The 23,331-nt window shown below is 72.9% G+C and carries 21 protein-coding genes; 11 read left to right on the plus strand and 10 right to left on the minus strand.

Translation table 11 applies throughout. The annotated features are described in order from the left end of the window. Positions 1 to 165 precede the first annotated feature (165 nt). The gene (locus ABT084_RS25145) at positions 166 to 1,455 is read right to left on the minus strand and encodes a zf-HC2 domain-containing protein (RefSeq protein ID WP_351048025.1); all 1,290 of its coding nucleotides are present in this window, start codon (positions 1,453 to 1,455) and stop codon (positions 166 to 168) included. Further along, the gene (locus ABT084_RS25150; RefSeq protein ID WP_330331850.1) at positions 1,452 to 2,015 is read right to left on the minus strand and encodes a sigma-70 family RNA polymerase sigma factor; all 564 of its coding nucleotides are present in this window, start codon (positions 2,013 to 2,015) and stop codon (positions 1,452 to 1,454) included. Before ABT084_RS25150 ends, ABT084_RS25145 begins: the two co-directional genes overlap by 4 nt. Positions 2,016 to 2,292: 277 nt before the next feature. Between ABT084_RS25150 and ABT084_RS25155 the strand changes: the two genes are divergently transcribed. Then, complete coding sequence (locus ABT084_RS25155) at positions 2,293 to 2,817, plus strand: EF-hand domain-containing protein (RefSeq protein WP_351048028.1); 525 nt, start codon at positions 2,293 to 2,295, stop codon at positions 2,815 to 2,817. Between the two features lie 143 nt (positions 2,818 to 2,960). Here ABT084_RS25155 and ABT084_RS25160 read toward each other — a convergent pair whose 3' ends face one another. Beyond that, positions 2,961 to 3,983 (minus strand): ArsR/SmtB family transcription factor, encoded by a 1,023-nt coding sequence (locus ABT084_RS25160; RefSeq protein ID WP_351048031.1) that lies wholly within the window; start codon positions 3,981 to 3,983, stop codon positions 2,961 to 2,963. Positions 3,984 to 4,029: 46 nt separating this feature from the next. Between ABT084_RS25160 and ABT084_RS25165 the strand changes: the two genes are divergently transcribed. Then, positions 4,030 to 5,019, plus strand: a complete 990-nt coding sequence (locus ABT084_RS25165) for an aldo/keto reductase (RefSeq protein WP_351048034.1) — start codon at positions 4,030 to 4,032, stop codon at positions 5,017 to 5,019. 40 nt (positions 5,020 to 5,059) lie between these two features. Here ABT084_RS25165 and ABT084_RS25170 read toward each other — a convergent pair whose 3' ends face one another. Then, positions 5,060 to 6,697 (minus strand): class I adenylate-forming enzyme family protein, encoded by a 1,638-nt coding sequence (locus tag ABT084_RS25170; RefSeq protein WP_351048037.1) that lies wholly within the window; start codon positions 6,695 to 6,697, stop codon positions 5,060 to 5,062. Between the two features lie 172 nt (positions 6,698 to 6,869). Here ABT084_RS25170 and ABT084_RS25175 point away from each other — a divergent pair, with 172 nt between their 5' ends. The 4 genes from ABT084_RS25175 (at position 6,870) to ABT084_RS25190 (ending at position 11,108) form a co-directional block, all read left to right on the plus strand. After that, on the plus strand, positions 6,870 to 8,081 hold the full coding sequence (locus ABT084_RS25175) for an amidohydrolase family protein (RefSeq protein WP_351048039.1): 1,212 nt from the start codon (positions 6,870 to 6,872) through the stop codon (positions 8,079 to 8,081). Positions 8,082 to 8,086: 5 nt separating this feature from the next. After that, on the plus strand, positions 8,087 to 9,256 hold the full coding sequence (locus tag ABT084_RS25180; protein ID WP_351048042.1) for an acyl-CoA dehydrogenase family protein: 1,170 nt from the start codon (positions 8,087 to 8,089) through the stop codon (positions 9,254 to 9,256). A gap of 6 nt (positions 9,257 to 9,262) precedes the next feature. Further along, entirely contained in the window at positions 9,263 to 10,303 is a 1,041-nt protein-coding gene (locus ABT084_RS25185; RefSeq protein ID WP_351048044.1) for an acyl-CoA dehydrogenase family protein, read from the plus strand. Positions 10,304 to 10,616: 313 nt separating this feature from the next. Next, the gene (locus ABT084_RS25190) at positions 10,617 to 11,108 is read left to right on the plus strand and encodes an ATP-binding protein (RefSeq protein WP_351048046.1); all 492 of its coding nucleotides are present in this window, start codon (positions 10,617 to 10,619) and stop codon (positions 11,106 to 11,108) included. 198 nt (positions 11,109 to 11,306) lie between these two features. Here the strand turns inward: ABT084_RS25190 and ABT084_RS25195 are convergent, their stop codons facing one another. Next, positions 11,307 to 12,233, minus strand: a complete 927-nt coding sequence (locus ABT084_RS25195; RefSeq protein ID WP_351048049.1) for a cyclase family protein — start codon at positions 12,231 to 12,233, stop codon at positions 11,307 to 11,309. A 96-nt stretch (positions 12,234 to 12,329) separates the two neighbouring features. Between ABT084_RS25195 and ABT084_RS25200 the strand changes: the two genes are divergently transcribed. Genes ABT084_RS25200 through ABT084_RS25210 form a run of 3 tightly spaced genes read left to right on the plus strand, consistent with a single transcriptional unit; the run spans position 12,330 to position 15,528 of the window. After that, entirely contained in the window at positions 12,330 to 13,250 is a 921-nt protein-coding gene (locus ABT084_RS25200) for an SDR family NAD(P)-dependent oxidoreductase (RefSeq protein ID WP_351048052.1), read from the plus strand. Positions 13,251 to 13,258: 8 nt separating this feature from the next. Next, complete coding sequence (locus tag ABT084_RS25205; protein ID WP_351048054.1) at positions 13,259 to 14,464, plus strand: acyl-CoA dehydrogenase family protein; 1,206 nt, start codon at positions 13,259 to 13,261, stop codon at positions 14,462 to 14,464. Further along, complete coding sequence (locus ABT084_RS25210; protein WP_351048057.1) at positions 14,461 to 15,528, plus strand: Zn-dependent alcohol dehydrogenase; 1,068 nt, start codon at positions 14,461 to 14,463, stop codon at positions 15,526 to 15,528. Before ABT084_RS25205 ends, ABT084_RS25210 begins: the two co-directional genes overlap by 4 nt. A 34-nt stretch (positions 15,529 to 15,562) precedes the next feature. On the opposite strand, the gene sigJ is transcribed toward ABT084_RS25210, so the two are convergent. Next, entirely contained in the window at positions 15,563 to 16,504 is a 942-nt protein-coding gene (sigJ, locus tag ABT084_RS25215) for an RNA polymerase sigma factor SigJ (protein WP_351048060.1), read from the minus strand. A 90-nt stretch (positions 16,505 to 16,594) separates the two neighbouring features. Here sigJ and ABT084_RS25220 point away from each other — a divergent pair, with 90 nt between their 5' ends. After that, a complete protein-coding gene (locus ABT084_RS25220; RefSeq protein WP_351048061.1) occupies positions 16,595 to 17,020 on the plus strand; it encodes a hypothetical protein in 426 nt (141 codons plus the stop codon). Here the strand turns inward: ABT084_RS25220 and ABT084_RS25225 are convergent. Both ABT084_RS25225 and ABT084_RS25230 read right to left on the minus strand, forming a co-directional pair. Further along, a complete protein-coding gene (locus ABT084_RS25225) occupies positions 17,010 to 17,645 on the minus strand; it encodes a flavin reductase family protein (protein WP_351048198.1) in 636 nt (211 codons plus the stop codon). The genes ABT084_RS25220 and ABT084_RS25225 overlap by 11 nt on opposite strands. Positions 17,646 to 17,792: 147 nt before the next feature. Continuing rightward, entirely contained in the window at positions 17,793 to 18,203 is a 411-nt protein-coding gene (locus tag ABT084_RS25230; protein WP_351048064.1) for a VOC family protein, read from the minus strand. Positions 18,204 to 19,345: 1,142 nt separating this feature from the next. Here ABT084_RS25230 and ABT084_RS25235 point away from each other — a divergent pair. Beyond that, complete coding sequence (locus ABT084_RS25235) at positions 19,346 to 20,125, plus strand: VOC family protein (RefSeq protein WP_351048067.1); 780 nt, start codon at positions 19,346 to 19,348, stop codon at positions 20,123 to 20,125. A gap of 91 nt (positions 20,126 to 20,216) precedes the next feature. On the opposite strand, the gene ABT084_RS25240 is transcribed toward ABT084_RS25235, so the two are convergent. After that, positions 20,217 to 21,005 (minus strand): enoyl-CoA hydratase/isomerase family protein, encoded by a 789-nt coding sequence (locus ABT084_RS25240; protein WP_351048070.1) that lies wholly within the window; start codon positions 21,003 to 21,005, stop codon positions 20,217 to 20,219. 19 nt (positions 21,006 to 21,024) lie between these two features. Further along, entirely contained in the window at positions 21,025 to 23,271 is a 2,247-nt protein-coding gene (locus tag ABT084_RS25245) for an acetate--CoA ligase family protein (RefSeq protein ID WP_351048073.1), read from the minus strand. Between the last annotated feature and the right edge of the window lie 60 nt (positions 23,272 to 23,331).

Raw genomic sequence — 23,331 nt, forward strand, 5'->3', positions numbered from 1 at the left:
GGTGTGCTCTACCGATCCCCTGGGGCCCCGCAGGGGCAACGGCCCTGGCGGGCCGCACCGGGCTCCGCCCGGACCCGCGCCTCAAACGCCGGCGGGGCTGGAATGGCCCCCCCCCGGGCTGGAATGGCCCCCCGGGCCGGGATGGCCGGGTCGGGGCCGTCGGGGCTAGAGGCGGCTGAGGGTGGCTGTGGCGTAGAGGACGTCGCGGATGGCCTCGCGGTCGCCGTGCTGGCCCGCCGCCGCGTCCTCCGGCGAGATGTGCCCGGCGACCAGCTGGCAGAACTCCACCCCGTCCAGCGCGATCTCCGCCACCCGGTGCTCCGCCGACGTCGCCGCCGCCGGCGAATCCAGGGCGATGTCCCAGCCGCCCCCACCCGCCCCCTCGATCTCCAGGTGCAGCGTCCGCCCCGGCGCCCCGGCCGCGACCAGGTGCCGCGGCGGAGCCGCCAGGCCCGACCGCCGCCGCCCCGCCAGCGCCCCCGGGAGCAGCCGCGCCGCCAGGTCGATCATGCGGTGCAGGTGCGGCCCGGACGGCGGGGCGTACGGGTAGTCCACCGCCTCCGCGATGTCCCCCGCGTGCACCCAGCACTCGAAGGCCCGCTCCACGAACGCGTCCCCCAGCGGCAGCGCGAAGTCCCCGTACCCCACGGCCAGCTCGGCGACCCCCTGCCCGGCGAAGGACACCGTCCGCACCAGCGTGTGACCCTGCTCCCGCCACGGCTCCCGGACCTGCCGGGTGACCGGGTGCGGCGAGGAGCTCCAGAAGTGCTCGGTGCGCCCGGTCGGCCCCGGCGGCGCGTCCGGCCCGATCGGGTCGTCCAGCCCGAGGGCCGACGCGATCAGCCCGTCGACCGTCAGCAGGTGCCCGATCACCCCGGCCACCGTCGTCCGCCGCGACCGCCCGCCCTCGTCCTCGAACCACTTCAGCCGGACCGGCGTGTGCCATTCCGCGTCACCGAAGTCCCGGAGCAGCGCGTCGAGCCGCGCGGTCTCGGTGTCGTACGGAGTCGCCCACACCGGAACCGGGATCCGGGCCGGCCGCTTGCCCAGGCAGTCCTCCAGCACCCGCGACCGCAGCAGCGGCTTCAGGTCGAGGCTCTCCTCGGGCCGCAGCAGGCCGACCGCGTCGCGCAGCCGCAGCGCCTCGTCGGCGCAGGGCGCGCACTCGGTGAGATGGTCCTCGACGGCCTGGGTCTCCTCCGGCGAACACGCGGCCAGCGCCCACGCGCCGAGCAGGGACTTCAGCACGGCGTGCGTGGGCGCGGGCGAGGGGACCACCGGCGCGGGCGGTACGGCCGCCACGGGCTCGGGGTCCGCCGACGGCAGCGACACCACCGCCGGCAGCCGCTCCCAGTCGTCGGCGGCTTCGCGCGGTCCCGGTATCCACGGGCTGCCGCCGGAGCGGCTTCCGTGGCCGTCGTACGCGTCATCGGGTGACTCGGCGGGGCCGTTCATCGGCTGCTTCCGTATCCGGGCGGGGAGAGGTCTTCCTGCGGAAGGTGGTTGGCCGTCGACAGCAGCTGCAGGCCGAGCCGCAGCCGCCGCCGCGCCTCGTCCTCGCTGATCTGCAGGTCCGCGGCGGCCTGGCGGTAGTCGCGCCGCTTGAAGTAGGCCAGTTCGAGCGCGGCCCGCAGCGGGGCGGGCATGGAGGTGACGATGTAGTCGGCGCGGGCGGCGGCGTTGGCGCTGCGGACCTTCTGCTCCAGCTCCTCGCGGGAGCCGCGGCCCAGTTCGGCCTGGCGCAGCCGGGCCACGGCCTGGCCCTGGGTGATCCGGGCGACCCAGGACCGCATGGAGCCCTGCTTGGGGTCGTAGGCGTCCGGGTTCTCCCAGATGTAGCCGAACACCTCGCGCGTGATCCGGTCCGCGGCCTTCTCGTCGCGCAGCACGCGGTGCGCGAGGCTGTGCACGAGCGAGGCGAAGCGGTCGTACAGCTCTCCGAGCGCGGCGGCCTCGCCGCGCGCGAGCCGCTGCTGCATCCGGCGGTCCCAGCGGGGTGGTGCGTCCTTCGCCATGCTGCCCCCTGCCGTGTGTCGACTCCTTGAATGTAGTGGGCACATGGCCCCGCGCGCCTGTTTTGGGGCAAGTCCGCCCCGGAGCGACACCCTCCGTGGTAGTGGAGCCGACGCTCCGTCATCAGCACATCTGTACGCGCCCCACCGCGCTTCCCGTGCGCGGGTTCGATGCGGCCACCTGCTTGCCGACTTCGCTTAACGCGCAGGCCACCAAGGCCTTACGCTTCCGCCTGTCTTGATCTGAACCCCACCGCACATGTGAAGGCGGAAGCCGAAGATGGACAGCGCAGAGTACGAGCGCAAGATCGCCGCCCGATTCGCCACTTTCGACCAGGACGGCAACGGCTATATCGACCGCGAGGACTTCAGCGCGGCCGCGAAGGCGGTGCTGGCCGAATTCGGCACCACGGCCCGCTCCGACAAGGGGCAGGCCGTCTTCATCGGCGCCGAGGCCTTCTGGCAGGGCATGGCCGGGATCGCCGACGTGGACGGTGACCAGCGGGTGACCCGCGAGGAGTTCATCACCGGGGCGGCCAAACGGCTGCGGGACAATCCACGCCGGTTCGCCGAGATCGCCCGCCCCTTCCTGCACGCCGTGATCGCGGTGGCGGCCGAAGCCGACAGTGGCGCGGGGACCAGCCCGCAGGCCGCGGCGCGGGTGCTGCGCGTCCTCGGTACCGCCCCGGACGTGGCCGACAGTGTGGCCGCGGCCCTGGACACCGACGGCGACGGCCTGATCTCCGAGGACGAGATCCTCGCCGCCTTCGCGGGCTACTGCGGCGTGGCGGCCCCGGACGCCTGACGCGCGGGCACGGGCAGACGGCCGGGCTCCGGCCGACTGCCCCGCCTGCGTACGTCGGCCCCCTGCCGCGTACGTCGTTCGGCGCTCCCCGCGTACGCGCCCGCCCCGGCCGCATCCGCGTACGCGCCCGCCCCGGCCGACCGCTAGTCGGCGGCCGAGGCGGCCCGGAGGAGGGATTCCGCGGCGGCCGTGCGGGCGTAGAGGACCGAGCGGCCGGCGCGGTGGGCGCTCACCAGACCGGCGCGGCGCAGCGCCGTCAGGTTCTGGGACACCCCGGCCGGGGACAGCCCGGTGCGGTGGGCCAGCTGCGTCGTGGAGGCCGGAGTGTCCAGCTCGGTCAGCAGCAGGGTCCGTGAGCGGCCGAGTACGCCGCTGAGCGCGTCCGCGTCGGCGGCGGCCCCCGGCTCCCACAGCGAGCCGATGCCCCGCGCCGGATAGGCGAGTTGCGGCGGATCGGGCGGAACCTGCGTGGTCAGCAGCCGCGGCCCGGTGAAGGCCGAGGGGACCAGCAGCATGCCGGGGCCCGTCGTGGTGCGGGGCATCGGCCTGCTCCGGCGGTCCAGGTGGAGGGCGCTGCCGTCCCACCGGAGCGACCCGTGCAGGTCGTTGAGGGCCCGGCCCGCGCCGTGCGCGGCGACCTGGCGGGCCCGGTGGAAGACGTCGGTGTCGAGCACCGCGCGGATCCGCGCCCAGTAGGGGGCGAGCGCCAGCTCCCAGTACGCGGCGATCTCCTGGGTCACGCGGGCCAGCCGGGTGTCCGGGTCCTGGCGCAGCGACCGCGGCCGGGGCCCGGGAGGCCCCTGGTGGTACACCAGGTGATCGAGGTCGCGGCGCACCCGGCCGGGGTCGGCGGCCCGGATCGCGGCCAGCTCGTCGGCCAGGGAGGGGGCCGGTCCGGCGGGGGCGGGGTTCAGGAAGTACGGGAAGAAGCCCGACGGCGGTATCAGCTCCGCGAGCCACCCGCGGTCGAGCCCGGCCGCCGCCACCCGCGGCCGGACCTGCCGGATCCACGGATCGTGCACCGGGGAGGGCTCGGCGCCGTCCGTCAGCAGCCGGAAGCTGGTCACGACCTGCCACATCGGCGAGACGGCGAAGCGGACCTGCGCCAGATCGCTCGCGGAGAACGCCAGTTCCGCCAGGACGCCCACCCCCTCGGATTCACCCATGCCTGAATCAGTGGCGTTCACCCTAGCCCGCGGAGATCATTCGGCCATGACCTCCCACGCGATACCCGCACCCGCACCCACGCCCGCACCCGCACCCACGCCCGCCCCCGCCCCCACCGCGGCGGCCTCCGGCACCTGGACCCTCGGCGACCGGGTGGTCCACCGGATCGGCTTCGGCACGATGCGGCTGCCCCAGTACGGCGAGGCGCTGATCCCCGGCGCCGCGCCGCGCGACCGCGACCAGGCGATCGCGGTGCTGCGCCGGGCCGTCGAGCTGGGCGTGAACCACATCGACACCGCCGCGTTCTACTTCTCACCGCTGCTGTCGGCCAACGAGCTGATCAACCGCGCGCTGGCCCCCTACGCCGACGACCTCGTCATCGTCACCAAGGTCGGGCCGCGCCGCGACGCGTCGGGCGAGTGGACCGCGCACGCCGGTCCCGGGGAGCTGCGCGGCCAGGTGGAGGAGAACCTGCGCCAGCTCGGCCGCGACCACCTGGACGTGGTGAACCTGCGCATCGTGGGCGAGGGTTCCCTCGCCGAGCGGTTCGGCGCCCTGGCCGACCTCCGCGAGGCGGGACTCATCCGGCACCTGGGGCTCTCCAACATCCGCCCCCACCACCTCGCCGAGGCGCGGGCCATCGCGCCGGTGGTCTGCGTACAGAACGCGTACGGGATCGGCGGCTCACCCGAGCAGGCGGAGTTCCTGCGCGCCTGCGGCGAACAGGGCGTCGCCTTCGTGCCCTTCTACTCGATCGCCGGCAGCGGACGCACGGCGGGCGCGGGCGGCGGTGGTGAGAGCGGTTACAGCGGCGACGAGAACGGCGACGACGGGGTACGGGCCGTCGCCCGCGCCCACGGGGTGAGCGAGGCCCAGATCCGGCTGGCCTGGACCCTGCACCAGGGCCCCCATGTGCTGGCCATCCCCGGCACCGGCGACCCCGTCCACCTCGCGGAGAACGTGGCGGCCGGAGCCGTCCGGCTCTCGGCGGAAGAGCTGGCCGCCCTGGACTCCGTCGGGGCGGGGTCGCGGTAGGCGGCGATCCGCCGGGGCGGCCCAGGCCGAAAGAGACGGCCTACGCGTAGCGCTCGCGCAGTTTGTACTTGAGGACCTTGCGCAGGGCGTCGTTGCGCGGGAGGGCGTCCACCAGCTCCAGCTGCTCCGGGAGTTTGTGGGTGGCCAGGCCCTCGGCGCGCAGGTACGCGGTCACCCGTGACAGGGTCAACGGGTCGGCGGCGGGGCCCTGTTCGACGACCGCGCAGACGCGTTCGCCGCGCTCGGGGTCCGGCAGGCCGATGACGGCCACGTCACCGATGCCCGGGATCCGGTGCATCAGGTCCTCGATCTCCTTCGCGGAGATGTTCTCGCCCTTGCGGATGATCACGTCCTTGCCGCGGCCGGTCAGGACGAGGTAGCCGTCCTCGGTGAGGTGGCCGAGGTCCCCGGTGATCAGGTAGCCGTCGGCGTCGAAGACCTCGGCCGACTGGTCGCGGTTCAGGTAGCCCTGGCAGACGGCTTCCCCGCGCAGCCGGACCTCGCCGTCGGTGCCGGCGGGCAGCGGGACGCCGTCGGGGCCGGTGACGCGGACGGACATGCCCGCGGGCGGGCGGCCCTCGGTGGTGGCCAGGTGCTCGGCGCTGTCCAGCGGCGAGCCCATGGTGATCATGGGGACCTCGGTCATGCCGTAGCCGTGGGTCAGCTGGCAGCCCAGCTCGCGGACGACCGCGTGGTAGATCTCCGGCGGCTTGGGGGCCCCGCCGCCCGCGAGCAGGCGCAGGGTCGGGATCAGCGGGACGCCGGGGGCCTTGCGCTGTTCGGTCAGGAACATCGAGTAGAAGGCGGTGGAGCCGCCCGCGATGGTGACCCCGTGCCGCCGGTACCCGGCCAGCGCGTCCGGCATCGCGAACTTCTCGAAGAGCACCGCGGGGAACCCGTACAGCAGCAGCATCACCGTGTAGTCGGGCCCGGCGATGTGCGCGAAGGGGAAGGCCATCGAGCCGATGTCGGCCGGGCCCAGGCGCAGGGCGTGGGCGAGGCAGGAGCCGCCCGCGATCAGGGAGCGGTCGGTGTGCAGGACGCCCTTGGGGTCGGAGGTGGTGCCGGAGGTCCAGTAGATCCACCGGACGTCGGTGCCGGAGGCGGGCGGCGGGGGCAGCACGGCCGGGTCGCCGTCGGGGAGGCTTTCGTATGCCTCGAAGACGCCCCGGGCGTCGAGCCGCTCGGCCATCGCGGTGTGGTCGTACCCGCGCCAGACGCCGGGCACGGCGAAGAACTCGGCCTTGGACTCGCGCAGCGCGAAGCCGACCTCGCGGTCCCGGTAGAAGGGGATGACGGGGGACTGGACGGCGCCGATCCGGGCCAGGGCGACCGAGAGCAGGACGGTCTCCAGGCGGGTGGGCAGCTGCCAGGCGACGACGGTGCCGGGGCGCACGCCCATCCCGTACAGGCCGGCGGCGACGCGTTCGGCGCGGTCGCGCAGGGCGCCGAAGGTCAGGGTCCGGTCGTCGGCGGGGTGCTCGGCGGCCTCGATGAGCACGGGGGCGCCGGGGGTGAGCGCGGCGCGGCGCGTGATCAGCTCCCAGAGGGTGGGGGACCGCTCCAGGTCCCGCGCCGTCCGCGTCGCACTGTCGGCCGCGCTGTCGGCCGCACTGCCGGCCGCGTTGTCGGTCGCATTGCCGGCGGCGCTGTCGTCCCTCGCCGTGTCGTCCGTCATTCCCGGCCTCCCCGGTGCGGCTGCCTTCCCGGATCGGTCCGAGACCCGTCCGAGAGCGATCTGACCATCCGTCAGATACGAGCGAGAGCGTAAGGCTCCGGCGCTTGTCGGTCCAGGGGTGGCGGAGCTAGCTTGTTTCTGACGATCCATCAGATAAGGCTGAGGAGACACCATGGAACTGCCTCGGATCATCAGCGTGGACGACCACGTGATCGAGCCAGCGCACTTGTTCGATGTCTGGCTGCCGGCCAAATACCGCGACCGGGGACCCAAGCCGCTCACCGCGGGCATCGGCGAACTCGCCTACACCGGCGGCAAGTACGTCATCACCATGGACCCCGACGGCCCGCCCACCGACTGGTGGATCTACGAGGACCTCCAGTTCCCGTACAAGCGCAACATCGCCGCCGTCGGCTTCGACCGCGACGACATGACCCTGGAGGGCATCACCCGGGCCGAGATGCGCCGCGGCTGCTGGGACCCCAAGGAACGCCTCGCCGACATGGACCTCAACCACGTCGAGGCCTCCCTGTGCTTCCCGACCTTCCCCCGGTTCTGCGGGCAGACCTTCGCCGAGGCCCACGACAAGGAAGTGGCCCTGGCCTGCGTGCGCGCGTACAACGACTGGATGGTCGAGGAGTGGTGCGGCGACAGCGGCGGCCGCCTGATCCCGCTCTGCATCATCCCGCTGTGGGACATCGGTCTCGCCGTCGCCGAGATCCGCCGCAACGCGGCCCGCGGCGTGCGCGCCGTGACCTTCTCCGAGATCCCGACCCACCTGGGCCTGCCGTCCATCCACTCCGGGTACTGGGACCCCTTCTTCGCCGTCTGCCAGGAGACCGGCACGGTGGTCAACATGCACATCGGGTCCAGCTCCCAGATGCCCGCGGCCTCCCCCGACGCACCGCCCGCCGTCCAGGCCTCGCTCAGCTTCAACAACGCGATGGCCTCGATGATGGACTTCCTCTTCTCCGGCGTCCTCGTCAAGTTCCCCACGCTGAAACTCGCCTACAGCGAAGGCCAGATGGGATGGATCCCCTACGCCCTGGAGCGCGCCGACGACGTCTGGCGCGAGCACCGCGCCTGGGGCGGGGTCAAGGGCCTCATACCCGAGCCGCCCTCCAGCTACTACTACCGGCAGATCTTCTGCTGCTTCTTCCGCGACAAGCACGGCATCGCCTCGCTCGACGTCGTCGGCCGCGACAACGCCACCTTCGAGACCGACTACCCGCACGTCGACTCGACCTTCCCGCACACCAAGGAGGTCGCCCTCGACCACGTCAAGGGACTGGACGAGGAGACCGTCTACAAACTGATGCGCGGGAACGCCATCCGGATGCTCGGCCTGGACCTCGACCGCGACCGGCGCCCGGCGGGACGGTGACCGCGGTGGACCTCACCTACACCGAGGAGGAGCGCGCCTTCCGCGCCCGGCTGCGCGAGTGGCTGGGCAAGACGCTCCCCGAACTGCCCGCCAGGCCCTCGCCCGACGACTGGCCGGGCCGCCGCGCCTACGACCTCGGCTGGCAACGGCGGCTGTACGACGCCGGGTACGCCGGGCTGCACTGGCCCGCCGACGCGGGCGGGCGCGGCGCCACCCCGACCCAGCACCTGATCTTCCTGGAGGAGACCGAGCGGGCCGGGGCGCCCTACGTCGGGGCGAACTTCGTCGGGCTGCTGCACGCCGGGCCCACCATCGCCGCCGAGGGCACCGCCGAGCAGCGGGCCCGCTGGCTGCCGCCCGTGCTGCGCGGGGACGAGGTGTGGTGCCAGGGGTTCAGCGAGCCCGGCGCGGGCTCGGACCTGGCCGCCCTGCGCACGAAGGCGGTGCGCGACGGGGACGAGTACGTGATCAGCGGCTCGAAGATCTGGACCTCGCACGCGGAGGTCGCCGACTGGTGCGAGCTGCTCGTGCGCACCGAGCCCGTCAGCGCGAGCGTGCCCAAGCACCGCGGGATCAGCTGGCTCGCGATGCCGATGGACGCGCCCGGGGTGAGCGTGCGGCCGCTGCGCACGCTGGCGGGGTCGACCGAGTTCGCCGAGATGTTCCTGGACGAGGTACGGGTTCCCGTCGGCAACCGGGTCGGCGCCGAGAACGACGGCTGGCGCGTCACCATGGTCACCCTGTCCTTCGAGCGGGGCACCGCCTTCGTGGGCGAGGTCGTCGCCTGCCGCCGCACCCTGGCCGCCCTGGCTCGTACCGCCAGGGCGAACGGCCGCTGGGACGACGCGGTGCTGCGGCGCAGGATGGGGCGGCTGCACGCGGAGTTCGGCGCCCTGTGGCGGCTCACCCAGTGGAACGTGAGCGAGTCCGAACGCTCGGGCGGGGTCCCGGGCATCGGCGGCTCCGTCTTCAAGCTGCGTTACTCGCACGCGCGCCAGGAGCTGTACGACACGGCGGCCGAGGTGCTGGGGGCGGCCGGCGGGGCGCTGTCGCTGGACGAGGAGTGGACCCTGGACCGGCTCTCGTCCCTCTCGTACACGATCGCGGCCGGGACCTCCCAGATCCAGCAGAACATCGTCGCCGAGCGGATCCTCGGCCTCCCGAAGGGCCGGTGAGGGACCGTGGACTTCCAGCTGACCGAGGACCAGCGGGACCTGCGCGCCGGAGTGCGGGAACTGCTGGAGGGGCGGTACGGGCGCCAGGCGCTCCGGGGTTCCGTGGACGCGGCCGAGGCGGGCGGGGGTGTGGTCGACCGGGGGCTGTGGCGGGAGCTGGGCGAGGCCGGGTTCTTCGCGCTGCGGCTGCCGGAGGGCGGCCCCGAAGGGGGCGTCGGGCTCGGCCTCGCGGAGGCGGTGCTGGTCTTCGAGGAGGCCGGCCGGGTGCTGCTGCCGGGGCCGCTGGTGGCCACGCACCTGGCGGCCGGGGTGGTGCCGGGCGCGGCCCAGGGCACGGCGGTGGTGACGGCCTTCGACCTGGACGGGCCGTTCGCCGCGTACCTGGGGGAGGCGGACGCGGTGCTGGGGGCGGAGGCCCCGGGGGAGGCGGCGGGCGAGGTCCCGGCCGCGGGACGGGGCGGTGTGCGGGGCGGCGTGCCGGTGCGGTCCGTGGATCCGCTGACGCCGCTGTACCGGGCGCCGGAGCCCGCCGGGTCCGCCGGGTCCGGCGCGCTCGCCGTGGCCCTGCGGGACGAGGGGGCGCTGCTCACGGCCGCCCTCCAGCTGGGCAGCGCGCTGCGGACCACGGAGCTGGCCGTGCGGTACGCGAAGGAGCGCGAACAGTTCGGGCAGCCGATCGGGGCCTTCCAGGCGGTCAAGCACCTGTGCGCGCAGATGCTGGTGCGGGGCGAGGTGGCCCGTACGGCGGTCTACGCGGCGGCCGTGACGGGGGATCCCGGGGAGATCGCGGGCGCCAAACTGCTGGCCGACGAGGCGGCCGTGCGCAACGCGCGGGACTGCCTCCAGGTGCACGGCGGGATGGGGTTCACCTGGGAGGCGGACGTGCACCTGCACCTGAAGCGGGCGTGGGTGCGGGCGGAGCAGTGGCGGACGGCGGCGCAGGCGGAGGAGCTGCTGGCGGAGGAGCTGCTCGGGCAGCAGCCGGTGGCCCGGGAGGCGGTCGACCGGGAGGCGGTCGACCGGGAGGCGGGGAGGGCTTCGGCCTGACGTGTGCTGTCACGGGTGGGACGGCGCAGGACGCGTGTCCGATTACAGAGAGTTGATATCGGTTTGTGTCCTTCGCCCGCCTCCTTACGGACCGGAGTCGGCCACGTGCTCCGGTACGCTCCGACGAATGCGAGCGGTTGAGCGGCGCGGGCGTCGCACAGTATGCAGCACGCCTACTCCTTCGCGCTGGAATATGCCCGAAGCGCTTGTTGTGGTGACTGTATGTCAACCATGCTGCTCCGCAAGGGGATCACGGACCGTGATTCCGTACTGTCGCGAGGCGTTGTGTCCGCCGGTTCGGGTGGTGTGAGCGGTGCAGGTGCTTCAGGTTCAGCTTGAGGTCGGGCCGGATCCCGCGGAGGTCGGCCGGGCGCGCAGGTGGGCGCGGTCCCGCCTGGCGGGATGCGGAGTGGGGGAGGACGAACCGCTCGCGGAGGTCCTGGTCCTGCTCATTTCCGAGCTGGTCACCAATGCGGTGGTGCACACGGGCTGTCCGGCCGTGCTGCGGATGCTCTTCGGCGGCCCGGGCGTCCGGGTGGAGGTGGCCGACGCGAGCGACCGGCCGCCCGCGCCCCGGCACGCCGAGGGGGACGACACCAATGGGCGCGGCCTGGAGCTGGTGGACGGCCTCGCGGACCGCTGGGGCTGGCAGCGCGAGGGCGCCGGTAAGCGGATCTGGTGCGAGATCGACTGCGCCGAGGGCGGCTCCGGCGGCTCCGACGGGCCGCAGGGGCCGGGCGGAGATCACTCGAAAGGCTTTTCCGAAAAATGTGATCAGGCACGGGAACCGCACGTGTACCTCTAACGAGGTGTTGACGGACCGTCACGCATTGATCACCCTTGGGGGAGCGATTCGTTGCGAGGGGACGCCAAGGGCAGGCCTTGACGAGTGCGGGTCGTGGGGTGGCGGCTGCCGTGCGGCGCTCGGGGCGTGCACGAACGTAAGCCGCCACCCACAAAAGAACTCTCCGGTCAGGGGAGTCTCAGGTCGGGAGGCCCCGGGTCAGAGGATGGCCACCGGGGCCACCGGCGTGCCCGTCCCGCCGACGAAGGGCTCCGGCATCGCCGACAGCAGGAACGAATACTTCCGTTCTTGTCCACAGGCTGTGGACAACTTTTCGAGATTCCAGTTCTGACCCTGGTGCATGCCCATCTCCACCAGGTCGAGAGCGTGCACCGGCAGCCACAGGTTCTCGATCTCCGGCGGGAAGATCTCGAAGGTCAGGGTGTCGTTGGCGACGGCCGCGACGTCCCGTGAGTGGAACCACTCCGGCGTGCGCACGGACAGGCCCGGTGACGGATAGCCGTAACCGTGCTTGTCGCCCGCCAGGTAGACCTGGATCTGCCCGGTGCGCACCAGCACGATGTCGCCGGGCCGGACGGTGACCCCGCCGAACTCCTCGGCCTCCGCCAGGTCCTCGGGGGTCACCGCGTGCCCGCCGGGCAGCCGGTCCAGGCCCTTGGCGCGGGCCACGTCCAGCAGGACCCCGCGCGAGACGATGTGGCCGGCCTTGTCGATGCCGCTGAACTGGGCGCGGGAGTGCGCGGTGATGGTGCCGGCGGGGCGCCCGTTGTAGATCTTCCCCGAGTGCGAGACGTGGGTCAGCGCGTCCCAGTGGGTGGCCGACTGCAGGCCCATGGTCACGGCGTCATCGCTGCACGCGACCGTGCCCGGGCCGAAGATCTCCTGGTTGATCTGCACCATCGTGTGCAGCGGGTTGATCCGGCCCGGGATCATGCCCGCCTGGACGCCGTCCTCCTTGAGGGGCAGCGCGAGCGGGATCCGGCGCCCGGTGCGGATCTCGGCGGCGGCCGCGCGCACCACCTCGTCGGTGATCAGGTTCAGGGTGCCGATCTCGTCGTCGGCGCCCCAACGGCCCCAGTTGTTCACGCGCTTGGCGATGTCGTGGAACTCGGCGGGCAGGCCCATGGGTCGCTCACTCCTTGTGGACTGGGGCTTGTGCTGGCGTATCCGGCTGCCCATAGAATCTAACGGTCCGTCAGAAACAGCGGGAAGGGGCCGGGCATGGGGAACTTCTTGGCAGGCAAGGTCGTCGCCGTCACGGGCGCGGGCCGGGGCATCGGACGGGCGGTCGCGCTCGCGGCCGCCGCCGAGGGCGCCAAGGTCGTCGTCAACGACTACGGCGTCGGCATCGAGGGCGGCGAGCCCACCAGCGAGATCGCCGAAGGCGTGGTGAAGGAGATACTCGCCGCGGGCGGGGAGGCCGTCGCCGTCGCCGACGACATCTCGACCATGGCGGGCGGCCAGCGCATCGTGGACACCGCGCTCGCCCGGTACGGCCGGATCGACGGGGTCGTCTGCGTCGCGGGCATCCTGCGCGAACGGATGCTCTTCAACATGTCCGAGGAGGAGTGGGACCCCGTCGTCGCCACCCACCTCAAGGGCACCTTCACCGTCTTCCGCGCCGCCTCCGCCGTCATGCGCAAACAGGGCACGGGCACGCTCATCGGCTTCACCAGCGGCAACCACCAGGGCTCGGTCGCCCAGGCCAACTACAGCGCCGCCAAGGGCGGGATCATCTCGCTCGTGCGCTCCGCCGCCCTCGGCCTGAACCGGTACGGGGTCACCGCCAACGCCGTCGCCCCGGTCGCCCGGACCCGGATGTCGGCGAACGTACCGATGGAACTCAAGGAGATCGGCGAGCCGGAGGACGTGGCCGCGCTGGTCACCTACCTGCTCAGCGACAAGGCCGTCGCGGCCGGCGGCGAGAAGATCACCGGGCAGGTGTACACGATCGCCGGACCCAAGATCGCGGTCTGGGCGCAGCCGCGCGAACTGCGCGCCGGATACGCCGAGGGGTCCTGGACCCCCGAGAAGATCGCCGACTTCCTCCCGGGGACGGTCGGCACCGACCCCATGCCCATGCTGGCGCAGCTGGAGGCCATGGCCAAGGCGGCGGCCGCCAAGGACCGCCCCAACGCGTAGGAGCTCGCATGGACTTCGGCTTCGGTGCGGCGGACGAGGAACTGCGCGCGCGGGCGCGGCAGTGGCTCGCGGAGCACCTCGTGGGACCGTACGGCCGGGCAGTCGGCCTTGGCGGACCGGGCAGCGAGCACGAGGGGGTGACCGCGCGCCGCGCCTGGGAGCGCGAGCTGGGCCGGGGCGGCTGGATCGGCCAGGGGTGGGACGTACCCGACGGGGCCTACGGGCAGCGGCGGCTCTCGCTCACCGGACAGGTGGTGTGGGCCGAGGAGTACGCGGCGCTGCGCGCGCCCGGCCGGGTCGGCCACATCGGCGAGAACCTCCTCGCGCCGACGCTGATCGCCTACGGGTCCACGGAACAGCGGGACCGCTTCCTGCCCGGCATCGCCCGCGGCGAGGAGCTGTGGTGCCAGGGGTACAGCGAACCGGGCGCGGGCTCGGACCTCGCCGGGATCCGCACGAGCGCGGTCCGGGACCCGGCGGACGGCCACCACCGGGTCACCGGCCAGAAGATCTGGACCTCGCTGGCCCAGGACGCCGACTGGTGCTTCGTGCTGGCCCGCACCGAGGCGGGCTCGAAGCGCCACCGCGGGCTGTCGTTCCTCCTCGTACCCATGGACCAGCCGGGCCGGATCGAGGTCCGGCCCATCCGCCAGATGTCGGGCACCGCCGAGTTCAACGAGGTCTTCCTCGACGGCGCGCGGGCCCATGAGGTGGTGGGCGGCGAGGGCAACGGCTGGAGCGTCGCCATGGGCCTGCTCGCCCTGGAACGCGGGGTCTCCACCCTGGTCCAGCAGATCGGCTTCGCGGCCGAACTGGAGCGGGTCGTCGCGGCGTTCCTCGCCTCGCCCCAGGCCGGCGACGCGGTGCTGCGCGACCGGCTGGTCGGACAGTGGGCCGAGCTGCGCACCATGCGGTGGAACGCGCTGCGCACCCTGGGGGCGGCCGCGCCCGACCCGGGGGCGCCCAGTGTGGCCAAGCTGCTGTGGGGCGGCTGGCACCGGCGGCTCGGTGAGCTGGCGGTGGCGGTGCGCGGGGCGGTGGCCACCGCCGGGCCCGGCGACTGGGCGCGGGGGACTCCGTACGAGCTGGGCCTCGACGAGGCGCAGCGGCTGTTCCTGTTCACCCGCGCCGACACGATCTACGGCGGTTCGGACGAGATCCAGCGGAACATCATCGCCGAGCGCGTGCTCGGCCTGCCCAAGGAGTCCAGGTGAGAGGCGTCGTGTTCGACGGCAAGCAGGCCCAGGTGGTCGACGACCTGGAGATCCGCGATCCCGGGCCGGGGGAGGTGCTCGTCGCGATCAGGGCGGCCGGGCTGTGCCACAGCGACCTGTCGGTGATCGACGGGACGATCCCCTTCCCACCGCCGGTGGTGCTGGGGCACGAGGGCGCGGGCGTCGTGGAGGCGGTCGGCCCGGGGGTCACGCACGTGGCGGCGGGCGACCACGTCTCGCTGTCCACCCTCGCGAACTGCGGGGCGTGCGCGGACTGCGACCGGGGCCGGCCGACGATGTGCCGCAAGGCGATCGGGATGCCCGGGCAGCCGTTCTCGCGGGGCGGCAAGCCGCTGTACCAGTTCGCGTCCAACTCGGCCTTCGCGGAGCGGACGATCGTCAAGGCCGTCCAGGCGGTGAAGATCCCTGCGGACATCCCCTTCACCTCGGCCGCGCTGATCGGCTGCGGGGTCCTGACGGGCGTCGGCGCCGTCCTGAACCGGGCGAAGGTGGACCACGGCGAGTCGGTGGTCGTCATCGGCACGGGCGGGATCGGCCTGAACGTCCTGCAGGGGGCCCGGATCGCGGGCGCCACCACGATCGTGGCCGTCGACGCGAACCCGGCGAAGGAGGCGGTGGCCCGGCAGTTCGGCGCCACGCACTTCATCGGCGCCTCGGCGGTGGCGGACTCCTCCGAGGCGGTCCGCGAGATCCTTCCGACGGGCGCGGACCACGCCTTCGAGTGCGTGGGCAACGTGAAGCTGATCCGCCAGGCGATCGACCTCCTGGACCGCCACGGCCAGGCGATCCTGCTCGGCGTACCGGGCTTCAAGGAGGAGGCGTCGTTCCAGGTCTCGTCCATGTACCTGGACAAGACGGTCATGGGCTGCCGCTACGGCTCCTCCCGCCCCCAGCGCGATATCGCCCTGTACGCCGAGCTCTACCGCCAGGGCCGCCTGCTGCTGGACGAACTGGTCACCGAGACCTACCCGGTCGAGGACTTCGCCAAGGCGGCGGACGACGCCCACCACGGCCGGGTGGCCCGAGGGGTGCTGACCTTCTGAGGTGGGGGGCGGGGCCGGGGCAGGGCCTCCGGCCCTACTCCGGCCGGGCGGTGTTCCAGGGCCGGAGCTTCTCCGGGTTGCGGACCGCCCAGATGCGGCTGACGCGGCCGTCCGCGAGACCGAAGGCCGCCACCGTCACCGTGACGCCGGAGTGCTGGGCGACCAGCCCCGGCACGCCGTTGACCGTCCGCTCCAGCAGGGTCAGGCCGGGGGCCTTGGCGGCGATGTGGATCAGGTACGCGGCGATGTTCTCGCTGCCCTCGACCGGGTGCAGGACGGCGCCGACCGCACCGCCGCCGTCGGCGGTCATCGTGGCCGCGGGGTCGAGCAGGCCCACGAGGGCCTCGATGTCCTTGGCTTCCCACGCCTCCTTGAACTCCCGCACCAGGCCGGCCTGTCCGGCCGCGGGCGCCGACGGCAGCTGCGCGGAGCGCACCCGGCGCCGGGCCGAGGCCGCCAGCTGCCGGCAGGCCGCGGGCGTGCGACCGACGATGCCGGAGATCTCGCCGAAGGGGTACCGGAAGACGTCGTGCAGGACGAACGCCACGCGCTCGGCCGGCGTCATCGACTCAAGCACGACGAGGAACGCCATGTTCACCGACTCGTCCAGGGTGACCCGGTCCGCGGGGTCGTCCGACCCGTCCCCCTCGCCCGTCCGCCCGCTGAACCACTCCGTACGGTCGGGCAGCGGTTCGGGTATCCACTCGCCGACGTACCGCTCGCGCCGGACCCGCGCCGAGCCGAGCACGTCCAGGCAGATCCGCCCCGCGACCGTCGTCAGCCACGCGCCCGGGGCCTCGACCGCCGCCTGCCGCTGCGGGGACATCGCGTACCAGCGGGCGTAGGTCTCCTGCACCGCGTCCTCGGCCTCGGCCAGCGAACCGAGCAGCCGGTAGGCGAGGTTGGTGAGCCGGCGCCGCTCGCCGAGGAGCGCGCTCAGGTCTGGTTCGGCCCGGTCGGACGCGGTCGTGTTCATGGCGGTCGCCTCACATTTCGCGGGCCCATGTCGTCGGACCACCGAGAGAGTACCGATCCACCGCCGCGAGGCAGATGAGGGGACCACATCATGGCCACACAGACGACGACAGCACCGGTCGGCGTGACGTTCGTGCAGGTCGCGATAGGCCTGCAGACCCTGGCGATCTTCTTCCAGGCGGCCACCGCCGGCCTGCTGCTCTCCTCGTCCGTCGGCGAGCTGCTGCACGGCATCGGAGCGCGCGTGATGTACGGCATGTCGATGCTGTACGTGATCGCCGCGGTCCTGGCCTGGCGGCCGGGCGGCGGGTCGCCGCGCCCCATCCTGTACGCGTCGGGCTTCCTCGTGCTCGCCTCGGTGCAGGTCGTGCTCGGTATCGCGCACGTGGCGTCGGTCCATGTCCCGCTGGGCGTCCTGATGTTCGGCCTGAGCGTGCTGGCGCTGGGCCACGCGCTGTTCGCGCGTGCGCTGGAGGGGGCAGGCGGGGTCGGCGGGCTCCGGCGGGTCAGTCGCTGAGGCGGCCGAACTTTCCCTTGTGGAAGAGCAGGGGCCCGTCTTCGCCCGCCGCGCCCATCGCCTCGACACGGCCCACGACGATCAGGTGATCACCGCCGGTGTGCACGGCGTGGATGCGGCAGTCGATCCACGCCGGTACGGCGTCCAGCTGGGGCGAGCCCGTGACGGGGGCCGGGGTGTGGGCGACCCCGGCGAACTTGTCGGCCCCACTGACGGCGAAGGCCCGGCAGAGCAGGCCCTGCTGGGCGCCGAGGATGTTGACGCAGAACACCCCGGCGCGGGCGATCCGCGGCCAGGTGGTCGACGTACGGGCCACCATGAACGTCACCAGTGGGGGATCGAGCGACAGCGAGGCGAAGGACTGGCAAGCGAACCCGGCCGGCGAGTCCTCCCCCTCGGCCGCGGGCGAGGTGATGATCGTGACCCCGCTCGCGAAGTTGCCCATGACGGACCGGAACTCGCCCGGATCGATGGGCGCGCGCTCGTCCTCGCCGACGGCCCGCAGCTCGGGGCGCGGATGTGTGTCGACGGCGGAGACGGAGGTGGAGGCGGAGGCGGTGGAGGCGGAGGTGGCGGATTCCGGCTGCCCGGCGGACCTGAGGTATCGGACGACGGTGGCCGCCATCCCTGCGTGTCCCATCACGAGTCCGATTGAACCTGACGGTATGTCAGATGGGAAGGGGCGGGGAGGTGGTGGGGATCGCGCTCATCCCGATCTGCTGCACGGGCCCGCTCCTCGTGGTCATCGCCGGCTTCGCGCACGCGGTCGGCTTCACCTGGCCGGTCGCCACCCTGGCCCGGATCGCCGAACCAGGCAGAACTCGTTGCCTTCCGGATCGCGCATGGTCTGGAACGCCCCCTGGTCATCGGTGACGGTCTCACCGACCCGGGCACCCCCCAGGCCGACCACCTCCGCGATGGCGGCTTCGATGTCACCGGTCCGGATGTCAAGGTGCAGCCGGTTCTTCCCGGCCTTCTCCTCGGGCACAGGCTGAAAGGCCAGCCGCACACCCCCACCTCCGGGCACCTCGAGGTGAGACCAGCCCCGCCCCCGGTCCACCACCTGCGCATGCAGGAGCTGCGCCCAGAAGCGGGCCAGGGCTCGGGGGTCACGGGAGTCGACGACGACTTGGTGGAGGGAGGGGCGGGAGGAGGGGTGGGAGGAGGGGTGGGAGGAGGGCATGGGCCGACTTTACGGTGCGGCTTGGGGGTGGGGGCTCGGGCTTCGAGCGTCCGGGGTCGGGGTGGTTCCCGGGGGCTGCCCGTCAGTTCAACTGTCTCTTCGCGCCGAGCCGCACTGTCAAGGGCGCTCCCTGCGGTCGCGTCGCTGCGCGATGGCCTTCGGCCACCCTTGACAGCACGACTCGACACGAAAAGCCAAGAACTGTCGGGCGGCCCCCGGGGGAAGGCAGGGGGGAGGCTGACCATGGGCCCCTCGTGAAGTCGCTGGGTCGGGGCGAGGGTGCGGCCAAGCCGCGCCCTCCGGGCGGACAGACGACAGGCGACAAGCGCCAAGAATGCTGACAGATCGCTACACAGTCGCGACCGGCAGGCGTCTGCGGCGTGTTTGTGCCTGATGGGCGGTTCGGGAGGGTGGAAAGTCGCCCTCATGAGCATGGAGTCGGATCAAGGCGGGCTCGACATCCAACACCCCACCAAGACGCCCCTTTTGTGACCATTTGAGACCCGGTTGATGGGTCAGACGGCCGCTTGACCCGTCTCCATGCCCGTCTCGCCGTAGTTGAGGTCCTAGATGGGCCCCGAACAGGCCGCAGACGCCGATCCCAGAGAAGCGCGTAGCGATCTGTGCGCGCTCTTGTGGCCTTTCCGCCCGGAGGGCGCGGTGTGGCCCCACCAGGGCCCCTGGCCACTCGCCGAGGACCCGGGCCTTCGGGGGCCCTCCCCCCTGCCGTTCCTCCGGGGGCCGCCCGACAGTTCTTGGCTTTTCGTGTCGAGTCGTGCTGTCAAGGGTGGCCGAAGGCCATCGCGCAGCGACGCGACCGCAGGGAGCGCCCTTGACAGTGCGGCTCGGCACGAAGAGACAGTTGAACTGACGGGCAGCCCCCGGGCACCACCCCGACCCCGGACGCTCGAAGCGCGGGCCTTCGCGGCGAAGCCGCGCCCCCGCCCCCCCGGGGCCGCGCCCGGCGGTGTACCTCCGGGCGGGTGAATGCGGGGAGGTGGGGCGGGGGTAGGGGGCGTGGCGGGGCGTTCGTGCGTGTAGTCGTACGTACGCGTAGGCCTCGCACCCCACGTCTCGCACCCCACGTCTCGCACCCCGATCGCGCCCCACGCCCCTTCGCCACCCCATCGCAGGAGGAACACATGCTCGGCACCGACTTCCGCACCGGATCGCCCAACTGGATCGACCTCGGCAGCCCGGACATCCCGCGGGCCGCGGCGTTCTACCGGGCCGTGTTCGGATGGGAGTTCCAGCTCCTCGGGCCCGAGTCGGGTGGGTACGGTTTCTTCCAGGTGGACGGGAAGACCGTCGCCGCCGTCGGCGAGCTGAACCCGGGCGCGACCTCCGCGTGGACCGTGTACTTCCAGACGGACGACGTGGACGCGACCACGCAGGGCGTGCGCGACGGCGGTGGCACGGTACGCGTCGAGCCGATGGACGTCATGGGCGAGGGGTGGCTCGCGCAGTACACCGACCAGCAGGGCGCGGACTTCGCCGTCTGGAAGCCGGGCAAGACGCCCGGGCTGGGGCTGGCCTCCGCCGACAACACCGTGTGCTGGGTGGAGCTGCATGTGGCCGACCCGGTCGCGGCCGTCTCGTTCTACGGGAGCCTCTTCGGGTGGCGCTCGCAGGAGATGGACGTGCCCGGGATGACCTACCGCGTGCTGAGCATCGCCGACGGGGACCAGCAGGAGGGCTCCTTCGGCGGGGTGGCGCCGTTGATGGAGGGGGAGACGAACGCGCGCTGGGTGCCGTACTTCGCCGTCGCCGACGTCGACGCCGTGGTGGACACCGCGCGGACCAGCGGCGGGACGGTGCTGATGCCGGGCGCGGACGTGCCGGACGTCGGCCGGATCGCATGGCTCGGGGACCCGAGCGGCGCCGTCTTCGCCCTGCTCAAGCCCAACCCCCGGCAGGGCTGACCGCCCTGCTGCGCGCGCGCAGCTCGGGCGGGGCTCGGGCGGGCTCCCGAAGCCGCCGGTGCCGTGAGCGGACCGGGCCGTCTCTTCCGCTCTAGACGCCGCGGTACTTCGGGGTGCGGCGTTCCACGAAGCTCGCCACGCCCTCGGTGGCGTCCGCCGTCGTCATGTTGATCTCCTGGGCGGTGGCCTCGGCCGCCAGGGATGCGGCGCGGTCGCCGTCCAGGGAGGCGTTGACCAGCTGCTTGGTCAGGGCCAGGGCTCGGGTCGGGCCCTGGGCCAGGCGTTGTGCCCATTCGCGGGCGGTGGTTTCCAGAGCCTCGGCCGGGACGACCCGGTTGACCAGGCCCAGGCGTTCGGCGTCGGCGGCGGGCAGGGCGTCGCCGAAGAACATCAGCTCCTTCGCCTTCTGCGGGCCGACCAGGCGGGGGAGCAGATAGGCGCCGCCGCCGTCCGGGACCAGGCCGCGGCGGACGAAGACCTCGATGAAGCGGGCCGAGTCCGCGGCCAGTACGAGGTCGCACGCGAAGGCCAGGTGGGCGCCGATGCCGGCCGCCGTGCCGTTGACCGCCGCGATGACCGGTTTCTCGCAATCCATGACGGACGTGATGAACCGCTGCGCGCCGCCCCGGATCATGCGGGCCACGTCGCCCGCGACCCGCTCGCCGGCCGGGGCGGGGGAGCCGCGCAGGTCCGCGCCCGCGCAGAAGCCCTTGCCGGTGGCGGTGATGACGACGGCGCGGACGGCCGGGTCGGCCGAGGCGTCGGTGAGCAGCGTCATGATGTGCTCGCGCTGGTCCCAGGTGAGGGCGTTCATGGCCTCGGGGCGGTTCAGGGTGATCCACGAGACGGCGTTCTCGGTGTGGTGCAGTACCTCGTCCATACAGGGCTACTCCCGGGCTTCAGCGGCAGATGGCCAGGGCGTCCAGGGCCACGGCGCCCTGGCCGCGGGGGAGGACCATCAGGGGGTTGATGTCGAGTTCGGCCAGTTCGCCGCCCAGCTCCAGGGCCATCCGCTGGACCCGGAGGATGACCTCCACGAGCGCTTCGACGTCGGCGGGCGGGGCGCCCCGTACGCCCTCCAGCAGGGCGTGGCCGCGCAGTTCGCCCAGCATGGCCCGGGCCTGATCCTCGCCGAAGGGCGGGACGCGGACGGTGGTGTCGTTGAGGATCTCGACGAGGACGCCGCCGAGGCCGACGGTGACGGTGGGGCCGAAGAGGTCGTCCTGGGTGACGCCGACGACCATCTCGACGCCCTTCTCCACCATCTGGCAGACGAGGACGCCGTCGAGCGGGATGTTCTCGTAGCGGGCGATGTCGGTCAGCTCGCGGTAGGCGTCGCGGATCTGGCTGGCCGAGGTCAGGCCGACCTTGACCAGGCCGAGCTCCGTCTTGTGGGCGAGCTGTGGGCCCGAGGCCTTCATCACCACCGGGTAGCCGACCAGCCCGGCCGCGCGGACGGCGGCCGCGGCGCTGGTGACGAGCTGTTCGCGCGGGACCCGGATGCCGTAGGCGCGCAGCAGCTGCTTCGCGGCGTGTTCGCTGAGCTGCTGACCGGGGCGCATGAGGGCCTGGGCCTTGCGGTACGAGGGGGACGGCGTCCGGGGGGCGTCCTCGAAGGGGGAGCGGTAGGCGGCGGTGAAGCGGTGGTGGCCGAGGTAGGCCCGTACGGCGGTGATGCAGTTGCCGAAGGTGCGGAAGGTGGCCACGCGGGAGGAGCCGAGGAGGGTGCCGCGGTAGGCCTCCTCGGTGCCGACGGGGGAGCCCCAGATGACGCAGACGAGTTTGTCGCTCTGCTCGGCGGCGTCCACCAGGTCCTGCGCGAGCTTGTCGCTCATCGGGGGGAAGGGCCCGGTGATGGGGCAGATGAGCACGCCGACGGCGGGGTCGGCGAGGATCGCGTCGATGATCTTGCGGCCGCGCCAGTCCCCGACGGGGTGGCCGCCGTTGTCGACGGGGTTGGCGACGTTCAGGTACTCCGGTATCCACTGGTGGAGTTCGTCCTGCTTGGCCTGGGTGAGGGTGGGCAGGGTGAGGCCCGCCTCGGTGGCGAGGTCGGAGAAGTGGGCGCCCGTACCGCCGGAGATGGAGTAGACGACGACGCCGTTCGCGAGCGGCTTGCGCGCGCGGGCCAACAGGGCGGCGGTGTCCTGGAGTTCGTCCAGGCCGTCCACCCGGATCACGCCGAACTGGCGCATGGCCGCGTCCACGACCCGGTCCGCGCCGGTGAGCTTGCCCGTGTGCGAGGCCGCCATGCGGGCGCCGGTCTCCGTGCGGCCGACCTTGACGGCGACGACCGGTACGCCGCCCCGGGCGGCGCGGTCGGCGGCGAGCAGGAAGGACCGGCCGTCCTTGAGGCCCTCGACGTAACAGGCGATCGCCCCGACCTCGGGCTGCTCGGCGAAGTAGGAGATGAAGTCGGAGGTCTCCAGGTCGGCCTCGTTGCCCGTCGGCGCCCAGTGGGAGAGCCGGATGCCCAGCTCCTGGAGGGTGTAGACGGGGCGGCCCTGGTGGCCGGACTGGGTGATGAGCGCGATCGCCGGGCCGTCGAGGTCGTCGCGGAACTTCTCGAAGGCGTTGAGGTTGGTGTTGGGCCCGAGCAGCCGCAGGCCGGAGCGCTGTACGGCGGCGCTCAGCCGGGCCTGGGCGGCCGCGCCCGCGTCGCCGGTCTCGGCGAAGCCGGAGGCGAAGGCGACCGCGAACTTGACCTTGGACTCGGCGAGTTCCTCGATCACGGGGAGCGGGTCGGCGACCAGCAGCACCGCCAGGTCCACCTGCTCGGGCAGGTCGGCGACGGAGGCGTGACAGGCCAGGCCGAAGACGCTGGTGCGGGTGGGGTGGACGGGGTGGAGGCGGGCGCCGACGCGGTCCGCCCAGGCGATGAGCTGGCGGGTGATGCCGGTGTTGGGGCGGCCCTCGGCGTCGGAGGCGCCGATGACGGCGACGGACTCGGGGCGGAAGAACCGGTCCAGGTCCGGCACGTCGGCGCGCAGCGGCCGCCCGCTGACGTCGACGGGGGCGGCGGCCGGGTCGGTGCCTTCCGCGGCGGGGGCCGCCGTGGAGTGGACGGCGGTCCTGGGGGTCTCCCCGCAGGCCTCGACCCGGGCGCGGAAGTGAGTGGTGAGGGTGCCGTGAGTAGATCCAAGCATCGTTCCGCCCGCTTCCCGCTCGATGACTGCCTCGGTGACCGCCAAATAACTGACGCATGG

The organism is Streptomyces sp. NPDC002138, assembly GCF_040296485.1.
Classification (GTDB): Bacteria; Actinomycetota; Actinomycetes; order Streptomycetales; family Streptomycetaceae; genus Streptomyces.